The organism is Rhizobium sp. HT1-10, assembly GCF_049472505.1.
Taxonomy (GTDB): Bacteria; Pseudomonadota; Alphaproteobacteria; order Rhizobiales; family Rhizobiaceae; genus Rhizobium.
Genome location: NZ_JBCEBQ010000001.1, coordinates 223,035 through 237,720 on the forward strand (window position 1 = coordinate 223,035; position 14,686 = coordinate 237,720).

Genomic DNA, 14,686 nt, shown 5'->3' on the forward strand with positions numbered 1-14,686 from the left:
ATCCTGGTGCCAACGAAAATCAAATGAGTGCCTGCTGCATGCCATGATGGCCTTGCGCGGCGCGATGGAAAAAGCACGTGGAAGACCCCGACAGCGGCTCTAAGCCGCAAACAGGCGGGGCGTCGGTGGCAGAGCGCGGGAAAAAATCTTCCCGACGCGCAAGGCGAAAGCGTGGCGGACTTCCGCGCGATCTAGCCTCTTCTGCGGAACCAGGCCAGATCAGCAGCGCTGATCCCGCCAAACGCCCCCAGGATAGCAAAAACACACGTCCGCCCGGCAAGCGCAGGCGCCGCCGTCGCGCAAATGGTGGACTCAGTCCCGATCGACCACAGACGTCCGCAGCGGATCAGCCAGCTGTCGCCCCGATGGCCGTCGTGGCGGATCTCGTGCCGCATCCGCCGGTCGTTGTGCCGAAGAGCGGCGCCGGACGGCGCAAGCATCGTGGCAAGCGTGGCCTCCAGGGTCGTCCGCTTGCGCAGGAAAAAGCGGCGCCTCTGGTTGCCCCAAACCATGGCACGCCGGCGGCGCGCAACGGGCCGCCGCATCACAGCCATGGCCGGCACGCGCCGCAGGTCCATGCCGACCCGAAACCGGCCGCCGACAGCATCGACCATCATCACCATCAGCCGGTCGATCTCTACGCCGCGCTCGATCTCGGGACGAACAATTGCCGGCTGCTGATCGCGCAGCCGACACGGCCTGGTCAGTTCCGGGTCATCGACGCCTTCTCCCGCATCGTCCGCCTGGGCGAGGGGCTCGGCGCCAGTGGGCGTCTCTCCGACGACGCAATGGACCGCGCCGTCGAGGCGCTGCGCATCTGCGCCTCCAAGCTCAAGGCGCGCGACATCCGCCGCATGCGCCTGATCGCCACCGAAGCCTGTCGGGCGGCCGAAAACGGCGAACTGTTCCTTAGCCGCGTGCTCGAGGAAACCGGCCTCGAGCTTGAGATCATCGACCGCGAGACCGAAGCCAAGCTCGCCGTCTCCGGCTGCTCCTCGCTCGTCGGCCCCGAGGCGCGCTCCGTTGTGCTGTTCGACATCGGCGGCGGCTCCTCGGAGATCGCCGTCATTCGCATCGAAGACCATCGCTCCAGTCGTCTTGCCAATCACATCACCCATTGGACATCGCTTCCGGTTGGCGTCGTGACCCTGTCGGAGCGCCATGGTGGGCGAGACGTCAGCCCCCAGGTGTTCGAGGCGATGATCAACGAGGTCGAGGGCATGCTCGACAAGTTCGATTGCCCGCCATCGCCGCTTGCCATGCGCGACAGCACCGATTTCCACCTGATCGGTACCTCCGGCACGGTGACGACACTGGCCGGGGTCCATCTCGACCTGCCGCGCTACGACCGCCGCAAGGTCGATGGCGTCTGGCTCTCCGACGACGAGGTGACGGCCATGCAGGCCAAGCTCCTGTCCTGGGATTTCGCCGGTCGCGCCGCCAATCCGTGCATCGGCCCGGATCGCGCCGATCTGGTGCTGGCCGGTTGTGCCATTCTCGAGGCCATCAGGCGGCGCTGGCCGAGCCCGCGCATGCGCGTGGCCGACCGAGGATTGCGCGAAGGCCTGCTCACCGACATGATGGCGGAAGACGGGGTCTGGCGGCGCGGTCGCTCGCGCCGCAGCTACCGTCCGAACAATTGAAAGGGTCGCAGTCATGACCAAACCACCCGTCGGCGCCAATCGGACCGGCCGCAAGCTCGGACAGCGCGTCACCAAGAAGAAGATGAAGGCGTCGTCGCGCCAGTGGCTGCATCGTCATATCAACGATCCCTATGTGCAGCGCGCCCAGCTCGAGGGATATCGTGCTCGCGCGGCCTTCAAGCTGCTGGAGATCGACGAGAAGCATCACATCCTCAAAGGCGCCCAGCGCATCATCGACCTTGGTGCTGCGCCGGGCAGCTGGTCGCAGATCGCCGCCAAAGTGACGGGTTCGACGGACGAAGACGTTCGCGTCGCGGCCATCGACTTCCTGGAGATGACGCAGCTGCCGGGAGTAAAGATCCTGCAGCTCGACTTTCTCGATGAAAACGCACCCCGTCTCCTAATCGAGGCGGTGGGCGGCCAGCCGGATATCGTGCTCTCAGACATGGCAGCACCGACGACCGGCCACCACCGCACCGACCACTTGCGGACCATGCATCTTTGCGAGGTTGCAGCCTATTTCGCCATCGAAGTGCTGGCCGAAGGCGGACACTTCCTGGCGAAGACCTTCCAGGGCGGCGCAGAACGCGATCTGCTGACGCTGCTGAAGCAGAATTTCAAGCAGGTCGTGCATGTGAAGCCAGCCTCATCGCGGCAGGAATCCGTCGAGATGTTCTTGCTGGCCAAGGGCTTCAAGGGCCGCAAGGCAGAAGGCGACGAAGAGACGGATTAAGCCTACTTTCTAATTTAATCGAAAGATGGCTATCAATAGTCAGTCTCTCTGATTAACCTGCCCCTATGCTTCTATACGTCACCCTCGGTACCAACGACATCCATCGCGCTGGCCATTTCTACGACGCGGTCCTGACAGGTCTCGGTTATCGGCGTCAGCGCGATTCCGAGGAAGAGATCGGCTATGCCGCAGATGGCGATACCCGCTGTCGGCTTTGGATAGTAACGCCCTTCAACCGGCGGGCCTCAAGCATCGGCAATGGCTCGATGGTGGCGCTGGAGGCCGTGAGCCGCGCCGCGGTGGATGCCTTCCATGAAGCCGCGCTTGCCCATGGCGGTATCGACGAGGGAGCTCCGGGCCTGCGCTCCTACCATGCAAACTTCTACGCAGCCTATGTCCGCGACCCAGACGGCAACAAGATCTGCGCTGTCTGCGAGCGGACCTAAAGCCCGCATCGCTATTTGACGACAGGCGTTTCCGGCGCGGCGAGGACCTCCGCCTTGCTCGGTCGGTCGGCGTGACCGGAGAGAACGGCACCGGCGTTGCGATCCATGCGGATGAAGGGGATCGTCGCCACCACTGTCAGCACCGAGATCGCAAAGAAGGCGATGTGGAAATCTGCGACCTGCAGGCTCGTGCCGCTGAAATAGGTCGTCGTTTCGAGGATGGCTGCGGCAACGGCGACGCCCAGCGCCAGGCTGACCTGCTGCATCACGGAACTCATCGACGTCGCCTGGCTCGCCTCCCTGTCGTCGACATCGGCAAAGGCGAGGGCATTGATGCCGGTGAAGAAGAACGAGCGCGAGAATCCGCCCAGGAGGAGCACGCCGATGATGATGAGATGTGGTGTCGTTGGCTCGAAGAAGCCGATCGCAATCGTCGTCAGCGTCGTGACACCGGCAGCCCCCAGTAGGGCTGTCTTGAAGCCGAAGGCGGCAAAGACCCGCCTGGCGATGAACTTCGTGCTGATGGCGCCGATGGCTCCGGCAAAGGTGATCAGCCCCGACTGAAAGGCGTTGAGGCCGAAGCCCAGCTGCAGCATCAGCGGCATCAGGAACGGCATGGCGCCGATGCAGATGCGAAACAGCGTTCCGCCCGTTACCGATGCGCGAAAGGTCGGTTTACGCAAGAGTTCGAGGTTCAGGATCGGTGCGGGGTGGCTGCGCGCGTGCCTGATATAGAGAAAGCCGCAAACGAAACCGATGACGACGGCGGATATGCCGACAGAGGACGGCAGCGCCGGAAGGCTGATGACGGACATGCCGAAGACGATGCCAGCCGCCGCAAACGATGTCAGCAGGAAGCCCGTGACATCGAGCTTCGGCGGCGCCATTGCCTCCATCTCCGGCAGGAAGATTGTCGCCAGGATCACGCCGATAATGCCGACCGGGACGTTGATCAGGAAGATCCAGTGCCAGGAGAAATAAGTGGTGATGAAGCCGCCGAGCGGCGGTCCGGCCAGGGGCCCGACCAGGGCTGGAATGCTGAGCAGCGCCATGGCGGACACGAGGTCGCTGCGCTTGGTGCTGCGCACCAGTACCAGGCGCCCGACCGGCGTCATCATCGAACCGCCGACGCCCTGCAGGAAACGGGAACCGACAAATTCCAGCAGGCTGCCCGAGGCGGCGCAGAGGATCGAGCCAATGATGAAGACGCAGATGGCGATCCGGAAGATCCGCTTGGCGCCGAAGCGGTCGGCCATCCAGCCGCTGATCGGAATGAAGACCGCCAATGCGACCATGTAGGAGGTCAAGGCTAGCTTCAGCGTGATCGGCCCGACATGCAGATCGGCGGCAATGGACGGCAGCGCGGTGGCGATCACCGTAGAGTCCATCTGTTCCATAAATAGAGCGACGGCCAGGATCAGGGGGACGATGCGATTCATAGGCTGCTGCCTTGGACAGGATGGCGTCTGCACGATGCCACTGACGCGGCATCCGCTCTCTATTCCTCTGTCTAAGCCCTGCCAATCCCCTAAACGAGCTCGTTGGACCCGCGAGATCACGACTTCGTGAGGAGGCTTGTCAGTATGCGTGGTCAGGCAAATTTTCGTATGCCAACGGCACGGAAGTGCTAAACGCATCCAGACCTCCACGGATCACCCGTTGTCGACAAGGAAGAATTCGTGGGTCGAAACGACACGCGGTTTGGCCGCGCACGAGGAGATAGACTGCATGACCGTTCTGCCGCTGCCGAATATCCACCAGTTCAAGCTTGGCGCCCTGAAGTTCACGGTGATCAAGGACGGCACCAGCATTCTCGAAAATCCATGGGAAACCTTTGGCGCCAACCAGAAGCCAGAGACGGTAAAAGCGCTGCTGGCAAATAACTTCCTGCCGACCGACCGCTTCGTGAACAGCTATTGCCCTGTCATCATCGACAGCGGCTCGGAGGTTGTTCTCGTCGATACCGGCTTCGGCGCGGGCATGCGCGAGAAGGGCGGCGGCCAACTCGCCGCCGGCATGAAGGCTGCCGGCTATGGGCCGGAGCAAATCACCCGCGTCGTCCTCACCCATCTGCACGGCGACCATGTCGGTGGGCTGATGGAGGACGGCAAGCCCGTTTTCTTCAACGCCTCCTATACAGTTGGACGCATCGAGTATGACTTCTGGACGGACCCGGCACGAAAAGGAACGCCGGTCGAGGGCAACCAGAAAAGCGTGCTTGCAAACGTCGTACCGCTCGCCGACAGGATCACCTTCATCAACGACGGCGATACCGTCGTGGAAGGCATGACGGCGATGCTCGCCCCCGGCCATACGCCAGGCCACATGGTGTTTCATATCCAGTCGGAGGGAGAGCAGATCGTGCTGACGGCAGACACCGCCAACCACTACGTGCTTTCGTTGCAGCAGCCCGATTGGGAAGTCAGGTTCGATCTGGACAAGACGCAGGCGGCCCAGACGCGCCGCCGCATCTTCGATCTGATCGCCAAGGACAGGATACCGTTCCTCGGCTACCATATGCCTTTCCCAGCTGTTGGCTTCGTCGAGAAGATCGACACGGGCTTCCGCTTCGTGCCGAAGAGCTACCAATACGATTTCTGACGGCCTTTATTGACCTCGCGGACACCGTTCATATGAGGCTGCTGGCTGCCCGGCGCATAGCTGGTTTGCAGCCAGCCAGCTGCGTTTTGCTATTTCCAACTGGCAACAGACGTGGTACCAGCCCTCGCCAACTTCTTAATCAATTCTTGCATCACCGCCGGGGCGGATAATCATTCCGGGGGTGCTCCGCATTTTCTTAAAGACGAAGGAATTGGCATGGCCCGCATCATTGAAACGGCAACCGGGCTCGAAGCCCTGACCTTTGACGACGTGCTTCTGCAGCCGGGGCATTCCGAAGTGATGCCTGGTCAGACCAACGTCGCCACCCGCATTGCCCAGGATATCGAACTTAACCTGCCGATCATCTCGGCAGCGATGGACACCGTGACCGAAGGCCGGCTGGCGATCGCCATGGCGCAGGCCGGCGGCATCGGCGTCATCCACCGCAACCTGACCCCCATCGCCCAGGCCGAGCAGGTTCGCCAGGTGAAGAAGTTCGAAAGCGGTATGGTCGTCAATCCGGTGACCATCGGTCCCGACGCAACGCTTGCCGATGCGCTCGGCCTGATGAAGCACTACCACATTTCCGGCATCCCGGTCGTCGAAAGCCCCGGCAGCGACACCCAGAAGCCAGGCCGCCTGGTCGGTATCCTCACCAACCGCGACGTCCGCTTCGCCTCCGACCCGAACCAGAAAATCTACGAGCTGATGACCCGTGAGAACCTGATCACGGTCAAGGAAAACGTCAATCAGCAGGAAGCCAAGCGTCTCCTCCATTCGCACCGGATCGAGAAGCTGCTGGTGGTGGACGCCGAAGGCCGTTGCGTCGGCCTGATCACCGTCAAGGACATCGAGAAGTCCCAGCTCAACCCGAATGCCTCCAAGGACAGCCAGGGCCGCCTGCGCGCCGCCGCCGCCATCAATGTCGGCGACGATGGTTTCGAGCGGGCCGAACGGCTGATCGAGGCCGGCGTCGACCTGCTCGTGGTCGATACGGCCCATGGCCATTCGCAGCGCGTTCTCGACGCCGTCACCCGGGTCAAGCGCCTCTCCAATTCCGTTCGCGTCATGGCCGGCAATGTCGCCACCTATGACGGTACCCGCGCCCTGATCGATGCGGGCGCCGATGCCGTCAAGGTCGGTATCGGCCCGGGCTCGATCTGCACCACGCGTATCGTCGCCGGTGTGGGCGTGCCGCAGCTGGCCGCTATCATGTCGGCCGTCGAAGCGGCGAAGGCCCAGAACATCCCGATCATCGCCGATGGCGGCATCAAGTTCTCCGGCGATCTGGCCAAGGCCATCGCCTCCGGCGCCTCAGCCGTGATGATCGGCTCGCTGCTGGCCGGCACGGACGAAAGCCCCGGCGAGGTCTATCTCTACCAGGGCCGCTCGTTCAAGGCCTATCGCGGCATGGGCTCCGTCGGCGCCATGGCGCGCGGCTCGGCCGATCGCTATTTCCAGGCCGAAGTCCGCGACACGCTGAAGCTCGTCCCGGAAGGCATCGAAGGCCAGGTTCCCTACAAGGGCCCGGCCTCCGGCGTACTGCACCAGCTCGGTGGCGGCCTGAAGGCGGCGATGGGCTATGTCGGCGGCAAGGACATCGCCGATTTCCAGGAAAAGGCGACCTTCGTGCGCATCTCTAACGCGGGCTTGCGCGAAAGCCACACCCACGACGTGACGATCACCCGCGAAAGCCCGAACTATCCGGGCGTCGGCCTCTGATCGATGGTAGATGACACCAGGCCTTCGATGACGACGATCGCAGGCCTGGCCGCTGTCTGCGCAGCCCTTGCGGCGTGGATCTATCTCGGCTTCGTTCTGCCGTTCCGTGCGGTAGCGGCTGGCCGTGAAATGCTGGCGATGCGGATCGAGGGATACGAAAGTGCCGACGTGTACGCCGCGCTCGAGTTCCTGCGCGGCCATCCCGACGCGGCCAATATCCAGCATGCCTTGAGCTTTGGTCCGGCGCTCGCCCTGGCAGTGGCGTCGTCAGCCCTGCTTTTCCTGGTCCTGAAATGGGTGAAGCCGGGCGGCATCTTCTTCGGCAGGCCCATCCCTCCCGCCGGTGTCATGGCAATGTTCTGCCTGCCCATCCTCTACGGTCTGGCCGGTTGCGGCGAGATCGTTCTCGGCATGCTGATCTTCCCGCCGGCTATGCCATCCGAGCGGACCATAACGCTGGCTGCCGATATGATGCCAGTCCTCGCAAAGCTGAAATTTCTGACGCTAGCGGTCACGGCGATCCTGCTCCTCCGCTTCGTACTTCTCAGCCGCCGTCCTGAACAGGATTGATCGATACAGCCCCTCTGACCTTTACGCCGCCACGGTCGCGCTTTTCCTCGCCCGACGTATCCGGCTGTTTGCCAAGCGTGGGCACGCACCAGTCGGTGGCCACACGGTATCCGCCGCGCGTTTGGCGGATACCCGTTGGGAGCGCTGGCAGGCTGAGTTTTTTTCGATTACAGCAACGCCATATCCCGCGTTTGATGGAGTTGCAGCATGACCGGCTACGAGATGTTTTGGCCCCTGGTGGCGCAGTCCGTTTTGATATTGGTTCTCTACGGCCTGCTTGGCTTGCGCCGATCGGCAGCGGTAAAGGCCGGCAGGGCCAAGGTCGAGCAGTTCCGCGAGAATCGCGAAGAGCCGTCGGAAAGCCTGGTGGTACGCAACGCGATCGCCAATCAGTTCGAACTGCCGGTCCTGTTCTACGCGGTGTCGATCATCCTGTTCATGACGCAGGCCGACAACCTGCCGGCGGTCATCATGGCATGGATCTTCGTCGCCGCCCGCTATGGCCATGCCTACGTCCACGTCACCAGCAACAATCTGCGCTATCGCAGCCCACTGTTCGCGCTTGGCTTCCTGGCCCTTGCCGGCCTCTGGATCTGGCTCGGCGTCTGGCTGGCCTTCTCCTGATCAGGCCGGGAGCGGCACGGGACTGGCGGCAATGACGGCCTCCGCCAATGCCTGCATGTCCGGATCGCGCTGATTGTTGCGCCGCCAGGCAAGCCCGATCTGGCGGCTCGGCTGCGGCTCGGCGAAAGGCACGATGCGGATGCTGTTGCGCCCGGTTTCGGTCGCGACGGCCATCTCCGGGATCAGCGTCGTGCCCATGTCGTGCGCCACCATCTGCAGCAGCGTCGTCATCGAGGTCGCTCCGAAGTTGACGAGGCTTCGCTTGCCGGCGCCGCAGACGGATAGAGCCTGGTCGCGCAGGCAGTGTCCTTCTTCGAGCAGCAGCAGTCTCTCGACATCCACGTCGTTCTCGGTGAGCGGCGACATCAGCACATCGTCGCCGTTTTCGGCCACCGCCATGAAGAACCGGTCGGTGAACAGCGAGCGGGTGCGGATGCCGTCACCTTCCAGCGGTAGCGCCGCGATGACGGCGTCGAGCCGGCCCTCGTTGAGATCGGCAATCAGCCGGCTGGTCACCGCCTCCTTCAGTTCGATCTCGACATTGGGATAGGCGCGGCGAAGGTAGGGCACGAACTGCGGCACGAGATAGGGCGCAACGGTCGGAATGATGCCGATGCGGATCAGCCCGTCCAGCACGCCGCCCTGGCGCCTGACCGAGCGCTCCAGCCGATCCACTTCATGCAGGATGGTGTGGACGTGGCCGAGAACTTCTTCGCCCTTGCGGGTGAGGATGGTGCTGCCGCGGGTGCGCTCGACCAGCTTGGCACCAAGATAGGTCTCCATCTCCATGATCTGGGTCGACAGCGCTGGCTGGCTGATATGCACGAGTTCGGCCGCCCGGCCGAAATGCCGGGTTGTTGCCAGGGCCTCGAAATAGCGCATCTGGCGCAAGGTCAGCATGATAGTTTTTCCCAATCGAAAATCGCAGCCATTACAGCTTCCAATTATCGAAAGTCAACGCTACCGTCCGGCGATGACCAGGGGCGGGAGCCGGTTTTACCAGCTCGGCAGAACCAGCGCGGCCTTGGAGCGCGGCAGGTAGCGGTTGAGGTTCTTGGCATCGGCATCGCCATCGTCGCTGGTGCCGGCCGGCGTGATATTGTCGAGGCAGGCGGATATATGGGCGGTGATGGCGTTCATCAGCGATGCCGACACGCCGGGACGCTTCATGATGCCGATCTGTACCGGCGGCAGTGCCGGAAAGCCGTCTGCCTGGCTCAACACCTTCATCCCATTGCGCAACGCCGATTCCGGCATCACCGAAACCGCCATGCCGGCGAGCACGGCGGAGGCGATGACGGTGCAGGACCAACTGGTAAAGAGCACCTGATATTCGCGGCCGACGGCATCAAGCGTTGAGCAGCTCATCTGCCGCCAAGGGCAATCCCTTCGTCCAAGGGCCAGCGGCACCGGCGCATCGTCGCGCAGCGGATGGTTGGCTGAACTCACCCAGCAGAGCGGCTCGGTGCGCACCACGTCCGACACGCGCTCGCGTGGATTATGGGTCACGAGGGCAATGTCGAGCTCTCCGCGCGCCATCTTTTCCGCAAGATCGACCGAGGGTTCGCAGACGATGTACAACTCGACATTGGGATGGGTCTTGGCAAAGCGCCCGATGATCTCCGGCATGTAGCGGTCGGCGTAATCGTCCGGCGTACCGATGCGCAGCGTACCCTCAAGGCGATTGTCGTCGAAGGCGGCGATGGCCTCGTTGTTCAGGCGGATGATGCGGCGCGCATAATTCAGCAGCTTCTCGCCTTCAGCGGTCAGCCGGTTGCCACGGCCGTCCTTGATGAACAGCTGCTTGCCGACGCGTTCCTCGAGACGGCGCATCTGCATCGAGACGGCCGACTGAGTCTTGAAGATGCGATCGGCCGCCTTGGTGAAGCTGCCGGAATCGACGATGGCGATAAAAGTTTGCAACTGGTCGATATCAAGCGGCGCGGCCATCGTCTCACCTATGAAAAGAGTTGATGACAAGCATTAGAAACATTCGTTGGACTGATCAATAGCCGTTTGACATCTTCGGGATGCAAATCGCATCGCAATCGAACGACCATGTCGTCCGCGCCCGATCAACACCATTGCTTCCCCCGGATCCTCGGCTGGGAGGGTGGTTTTTGCGTGCCCTGAGGAAGGATAGTCACATGAGCACGACGGAACTGAGAATGCCATCGAAGACTGCTGGACGGAGCCTGCCGGTGGCAGCCCTGGTGACCACGCTTTTCGCAATGCTGATCTCGGTGTATCGCGTGTTCCGCAACCGCACCCAGATCAACCGGTTGCATGATCTTGACGACAATCAGCTGCGCGATATCGGCCTGTCGCGGGGCGATCTCAATCGCGCTGTTCTGGGGTCGTCCTTCTTCGAGGACCCGTCGTCGCACCTGACCCAGTCAGCCCGCGATAGGGTTCGCAACCTCGGCAAGGACGGACTTTGTAACTGAAGCTTCAAGTTTCCCCGCAGGGTATAGCCAAACCCCTGCCGCTTGCCCGGTGCTCGGCTCAGCCGACACCGGGTTTTTTCTTGTCCGTGACCAAGCCTCGACCCAGAATCAGTATTGATACTCTTCGAAAACCGGTTCGACCGACTGGTTCCAGCGGCCATTGTAGAGCATCAGCAGGTCGTCGGAGAGGGTGGCTTTCTTGGCAAGCACTTCCTCGAGCGGTGCCAGGAAGAGGCTTTCGTCCTGACCTTCGCTGTTCAGCCGCGCGCGCGACTTCAGGCCGGTGCGCGAGATGTCCACCACGTCGCGGGCGATTTCCAGCAAGGGACGCCCGTCGAAGCTGGCGGCAAGACCCTGCGCCGGGACGGCATTGCGCAACGTCTCGACGGCTTCGTAACTCCAGCTCTTCGTCAGTTCATCGGCCGCTGCCAGCGCCGCATCGTCGTAGAGCAGGCCGACCCAGAAGGCCGGCAGCGCACAGATTCGCCGCCATGGTCCGCCATCGGCGCCCCGCATTTCGAGGAAGCGCTTCAGGCGCACGTCGGGGAACAGGGTCGAGAGATGGTTTGTCCAGTCGCCCATCGTCGGTTCGAACTCGGCGACTTCGCCCTTCAATGCGCTATTCATGAATTGCCGGAAGGTGACATGGGTACAGTCGTGATAGCTGCCGTCGCGGACGATGAAATACATCGGCACGTCGAGCGCCCATTCGACATATTGCTCGAAGCGGAAGTCGTTGCCGAAGGTAAAGGGCAGCAGGCCCGAGCGGTTGTTATCGGTGTCGCGCCAGATTTCGCCGCGCCAGGAAGAAAGACTGTTCGGCTTGCCTTCGGTGAACGGCGAAGCGGCAAACAGCGCTGTTGCCAGCGACTGCAGCTTCATCGAAACGCGCATCTTCTGGCGCATGTCGGCTTCGGAGGAGAAGTCGAGGTTCACCTGGATCGTGCAGGTGCGGTACATCATGTCGAGACCCTGGCTGCCGACCTTCGGCATGTAGCGGGTCATGATGTCGTAACGTGACTTCGGCATGCGCGGCGTTTCGGCCAGCGTCCACTTCGGGCTGCCGCCGATGCCGAGGAACCGGATGCCCATCGGCTCGGCGACTTCGCGCACGGTGGCCAGATGCTGGTTGGATTCCTTGCAGGTTTGGTGGATGGTTTCAACAGGCGCGCCCGAAAGCTCGAACTGGCCGCCCGGCTCGATCGAGATGGCGCCCATGCCAGCCGGTTCGGCAAGGCCGATGATATTGCCGGCATCGATGATCTCGTCCCAGCCTAGCTTGTCGCGCATGCCTTTCAGCAGCGCGGAGATGCTGGCTTCGCCGAAATAGGGGACTGGGCTGTTGTCGGCGCGGAAAAATGCGAACTTCTCGTGTTCGGTGCCGATGCGAAAGCTGTCCTTCGGCTTGCTGCCGGCATCCAGATATTCGCTCAGTTCCGAAACCGATGAGATCGGGGTCTGGTCGGTTGTGTCGCGGGCCATGAAGTTACCTTGATCTCGGAACGGCGCCTGGTCTGAACGCAGGCCTAGTGGAAGGCTGATAGGGCTGGAGTGAGGTACGGTGCAAGTGAATTTGTTTCAAGCCTCGTTCAAAAATATACGACCTCGACGGCCTTCAGATCAAGGCGCGGGCGTCGTTATTGCCAGTCGCCGATCGTTGCCTGGATAACCGCCATTGCCGCCACGGCAGCGGTGTCGGCCCTGAGAATGCGTGGGCCGAGGGGGATGGCGGTGACGAAATCATGCCCCCGAAGGCGCGCGCGTTCATCCTCGGAAAACCCGCCTTCCGGCCCGACCAGCAGCGCCAGCCGCCTCTCCTTGATCTCGCGCAGCAAGGGCAAGGGGTTCTGCCCCGCATCGCCTTCGTCGCAATAGATAATCCGCCGGTCGGTCGGCCAGCGATCGAGCAGATCGCCGAGCTTCACAGGCTCCGCCACGTCAGGAATGGCAAGTATGCCGCATTGCTCGGCCGCTTCGACGGCATTGGCGCGCAGCCGGTCGATATTGCCGATCTTGCCCTGAACATGCTGGGTCATGACCGGTTGCAGCACACCCGCACCCATTTCGACCGCCTTCTGGATCAGGTAGTCCAGCCGACCGACCTTCAAGGGGGCAAAGAGATAGTGCAGGTCGGCAGGGATCGGCTGCGGCCTGGTCTGTTCTCGCGGGATCAGCAGCAGGCGCTTGCGGGTGGGGTAGGCGAGCGTCGCCTGCCACTCTCCGTCGCGGCCGTTGAAGATCAGGATTTCCGCGTCGCTCTCGAGCCGCAGCACGTTGCTCAGATAGTTGAACTGCTCGACGCTGACCGGAACGGCCTGGCCCTCGGAAATATTGGCGGCGACGAACAGCCGCTGCATTCGAAAATTGGCGCGCATGGGATCCCTAGGTCGTTACAGGAAGACGGCGACCATAACCAAATATACCGTCGCCGCAAGCGCAGCCGCAACGGGAACGGTGATGCCCCAGGCGCCGATGATCGTCAGGAAATGCGACCGGCGGACCAGGCGACGGCGGCTGACCTCGTCGGGATTGTGCTCGTCCGGTTTGTCCATGTCCCAATGATCGGCCTTCATGCGCATGTAGGACATCCGCCGTTGCGAGGTGCGGGTATACCATTCGCGGAAGAAGCCGACGCCGAACACTGCGCCGATGGCGACATGGGTGGAACTGACCGGCAGCCCAAACCAGGAGGCAACGATGACGGTCAAGGCTGCCGACAGGGCAACGCAGTAGCCCCGCATCGGGTTGAGCTTGGTGATCTGCTCGCCGACCAGCCGGATCAATCTCGGGCCGAACAGGAGAATCCCGACAGAGATGCCGCAGCCGCCGATCAGGATTACCCAGAAAGGCGCCGCTCCCGATGGTTCCGCAGCGCTCAGGCCGGCGGTGCGCACGATGGCCGCAAGCGGTCCGATGGCGTTGGCAATGTCGTTGGCACCATGGGCAAAGGAGAGGAGCGCCGCCGAGCAAATCAACGGCAGGCGGAAGAGGCTTCGCAGGGCGCTGTTCTTGTTTTCGAGACCCAACGACTGTCGGGCGACCAGCGGCCTTGCCAGAAGCCAGACGAACAGCCCGAGAGCCGCGCCCGCCGCAAGGACGATCACCGGTGGCAGCGGCGCGGCGCGGGTGAGCACCAGCAAGAGATAGGCGAAAAACGTTCCCGCCATGGTTCCGGTCAGAATCGGGATCCAGAAACGTGCGGCGCGGATCTTGTCTTCGCGGTAGATGATGAAGGTCTTGATCAGGTAGAGAAAGCCGGCGGCAATGGCACCGGCCAGCAGCGGCGTCACCATCCAGGTCAGCGAGATCGCCACGACCGTCCGCCAGTGGATCGTATCGACGCCGACGCTGGCAATGCCCGCGCCGATGACGGCACCGACGATCGCGTGCGTGGTCGAAACGGGCGCCTTCAGCCAAGTGGCAAGATTGATCCACACGGCGGCCGCCGTCAGGGCCGAAATCATGATCCAGGCGAGCAATCCACTATCGACGAGCCGCGACGTGTCCACGATCGACGAGGATATGGTTTGGACCACCGGTCCGCCGGCGATCGTTGCCCCCAGAACCTCGAAGATCGCCGCCATCACCAGCGCATGGCGCATGCTGAGCGCGCGGGCCCCGACAGCCGCCCCCACGGTGTTGGCGACATCCTTGGCGCCGATGTTGAGTGCCATGTAGCCCGCGAGCGCCACGCCGGCGATCACCAATGTCGCACCCGGTCGGTCAAGCACATAGCTGCCGGCAAACAGCATGGCGATGCCGAGAAAGATCAGCGCATAGCCAGGGGCGATCAGCCAGTTGCCGACATGCTCGGCAGCGCCCTCGACATAGCTCAGCTTGTCGAGATCCTTGTCGAGCGTCGGCTTGGTCAATGGCGAGGGCTGGTTGGGCATGGTCTTC

At 62.6% G+C, this 14,686-nt stretch carries 14 protein-coding genes; 8 read left to right on the top strand and 6 right to left on the bottom strand.

All coding sequences use genetic code 11. The features are described from left to right. Nucleotides 1–77: 77 nt before the first annotated feature. The 3 genes from VH564_RS01070 to VH564_RS01080 all read left to right on the top strand — a co-directional run bounded on the left by VH564_RS01070 (nt 78) and on the right by VH564_RS01080 (nt 2,822). Entirely contained in the window at nt 78–1,643 is a 1,566-nt protein-coding gene (locus tag VH564_RS01070; RefSeq protein WP_423337981.1) for a Ppx/GppA phosphatase family protein, read from the top strand. 13 nt (nt 1,644–1,656) lie between these two features. After that, nucleotides 1,657–2,376 (top strand): RlmE family RNA methyltransferase, encoded by a 720-nt coding sequence (locus VH564_RS01075; protein ID WP_423337982.1) that lies wholly within the window; start codon nt 1,657–1,659, stop codon nt 2,374–2,376. Nucleotides 2,377–2,441: 65 nt separating this feature from the next. Then, nucleotides 2,442–2,822 carry a VOC family protein gene (locus tag VH564_RS01080; RefSeq protein ID WP_423337983.1) on the top strand — a complete coding sequence of 127 codons (381 nt, stop codon included), beginning with the start codon at nt 2,442–2,444 and terminating at the stop codon, nt 2,820–2,822. Nucleotides 2,823–2,833: 11 nt separating this feature from the next. On the opposite strand, the gene VH564_RS01085 is transcribed toward VH564_RS01080, so the two are convergent. Further along, nucleotides 2,834–4,261 carry a DHA2 family efflux MFS transporter permease subunit gene (locus VH564_RS01085; protein ID WP_423337984.1) on the bottom strand — a complete coding sequence of 476 codons (1,428 nt, stop codon included), beginning with the start codon at nt 4,259–4,261 and terminating at the stop codon, nt 2,834–2,836. Between the two features lie 289 nt (nt 4,262–4,550). Between VH564_RS01085 and VH564_RS01090 the strand changes: the two genes are divergently transcribed. The 4 genes from VH564_RS01090 (at nt 4,551) to VH564_RS01105 (ending at nt 8,339) form a co-directional block, all read left to right on the top strand. Then, nucleotides 4,551–5,423 (top strand): MBL fold metallo-hydrolase, encoded by an 873-nt coding sequence (locus VH564_RS01090; protein ID WP_423337985.1) that lies wholly within the window; start codon nt 4,551–4,553, stop codon nt 5,421–5,423. 216 nt (nt 5,424–5,639) lie between these two features. Then, nucleotides 5,640–7,145 (top strand): IMP dehydrogenase, encoded by a 1,506-nt coding sequence (guaB, locus tag VH564_RS01095; RefSeq protein WP_423337986.1) that lies wholly within the window; start codon nt 5,640–5,642, stop codon nt 7,143–7,145. A gap of 27 nt (nt 7,146–7,172) precedes the next feature. Next, nucleotides 7,173–7,715, top strand: coding sequence for a hypothetical protein (locus tag VH564_RS01100; protein WP_423337987.1), 543 nt, complete (start codon nt 7,173–7,175; stop codon nt 7,713–7,715). Between the two features lie 207 nt (nt 7,716–7,922). After that, nucleotides 7,923–8,339 carry an MAPEG family protein gene (locus VH564_RS01105; RefSeq protein WP_423337988.1) on the top strand — a complete coding sequence of 139 codons (417 nt, stop codon included), beginning with the start codon at nt 7,923–7,925 and terminating at the stop codon, nt 8,337–8,339. Here the strand turns inward: VH564_RS01105 and VH564_RS01110 are convergent, their stop codons facing one another. Continuing rightward, complete coding sequence (locus tag VH564_RS01110) at nt 8,340–9,239, bottom strand: LysR substrate-binding domain-containing protein (RefSeq protein WP_423337989.1); 900 nt, start codon at nt 9,237–9,239, stop codon at nt 8,340–8,342. A gap of 96 nt (nt 9,240–9,335) precedes the next feature. After that, nucleotides 9,336–10,289, bottom strand: coding sequence for a LysR substrate-binding domain-containing protein (locus VH564_RS01115; protein ID WP_423337990.1), 954 nt, complete (start codon nt 10,287–10,289; stop codon nt 9,336–9,338). A gap of 218 nt (nt 10,290–10,507) precedes the next feature. Between VH564_RS01115 and VH564_RS01120 the strand changes: the two genes are divergently transcribed. After that, a complete protein-coding gene (locus VH564_RS01120) occupies nt 10,508–10,786 on the top strand; it encodes a DUF1127 domain-containing protein (RefSeq protein ID WP_423338701.1) in 279 nt (92 codons plus the stop codon). Between the two features lie 108 nt (nt 10,787–10,894). Here the strand turns inward: VH564_RS01120 and VH564_RS01125 are convergent, their stop codons facing one another. The 3 genes from VH564_RS01125 to VH564_RS01135 all read right to left on the bottom strand — a co-directional run bounded on the left by VH564_RS01125 (nt 10,895) and on the right by VH564_RS01135 (nt 14,679). Then, nucleotides 10,895–12,268 carry a glutamate--cysteine ligase gene (locus tag VH564_RS01125; RefSeq protein WP_423337991.1) on the bottom strand — a complete coding sequence of 458 codons (1,374 nt, stop codon included), beginning with the start codon at nt 12,266–12,268 and terminating at the stop codon, nt 10,895–10,897. 155 nt (nt 12,269–12,423) lie between these two features. Beyond that, nucleotides 12,424–13,161 carry a 16S rRNA (uracil(1498)-N(3))-methyltransferase gene (locus tag VH564_RS01130; protein WP_423337992.1) on the bottom strand — a complete coding sequence of 246 codons (738 nt, stop codon included), beginning with the start codon at nt 13,159–13,161 and terminating at the stop codon, nt 12,424–12,426. A gap of 15 nt (nt 13,162–13,176) precedes the next feature. Next, nucleotides 13,177–14,679, bottom strand: a complete 1,503-nt coding sequence (locus tag VH564_RS01135; RefSeq protein WP_423337993.1) for an inorganic phosphate transporter — start codon at nt 14,677–14,679, stop codon at nt 13,177–13,179. Nucleotides 14,680–14,686: the final 7 nt, after the last annotated feature.

Bases quoted from the DNA above. Each gene is read 5' to 3' on its own strand.
- VH564_RS01090 (WP_423337985.1), top strand. From the start codon at position 4,551: ATGACCGTTCTGCCGCTGCCGAATATCCACCAGTTCAAGCTTGGCGCC.
- VH564_RS01120 (WP_423338701.1), top strand. From the start codon at position 10,508: ATGCCATCGAAGACTGCTGGACGGAGCCTGCCGGTGGCAGCCCTGGTG.
- VH564_RS01115 (WP_423337990.1), bottom strand. From the start codon at position 10,289: ATGGCCGCGCCGCTTGATATCGACCAGTTGCAAACTTTTATCGCCATC.
- VH564_RS01135 (WP_423337993.1), bottom strand. From the start codon at position 14,679: ATGCCCAACCAGCCCTCGCCATTGACCAAGCCGACGCTCGACAAGGAT.
- VH564_RS01110 (WP_423337989.1), bottom strand. From the start codon at position 9,239: ATGCTGACCTTGCGCCAGATGCGCTATTTCGAGGCCCTGGCAACAACC.
- VH564_RS01105 (WP_423337988.1), top strand. From the start codon at position 7,923: ATGACCGGCTACGAGATGTTTTGGCCCCTGGTGGCGCAGTCCGTTTTG.
- VH564_RS01080 (WP_423337983.1), top strand. From the start codon at position 2,442: ATGCTTCTATACGTCACCCTCGGTACCAACGACATCCATCGCGCTGGC.
- VH564_RS01100 (WP_423337987.1), top strand. From the start codon at position 7,173: ATGACGACGATCGCAGGCCTGGCCGCTGTCTGCGCAGCCCTTGCGGCG.
- VH564_RS01125 (WP_423337991.1), bottom strand. From the start codon at position 12,268: ATGGCCCGCGACACAACCGACCAGACCCCGATCTCATCGGTTTCGGAA.
- VH564_RS01130 (WP_423337992.1), bottom strand. From the start codon at position 13,161: ATGCGCGCCAATTTTCGAATGCAGCGGCTGTTCGTCGCCGCCAATATT.
- VH564_RS01085 (WP_423337984.1), bottom strand. From the start codon at position 4,261: ATGAATCGCATCGTCCCCCTGATCCTGGCCGTCGCTCTATTTATGGAA.
- guaB (WP_423337986.1), top strand. From the start codon at position 5,640: ATGGCCCGCATCATTGAAACGGCAACCGGGCTCGAAGCCCTGACCTTT.
- VH564_RS01075 (WP_423337982.1), top strand. From the start codon at position 1,657: ATGACCAAACCACCCGTCGGCGCCAATCGGACCGGCCGCAAGCTCGGA.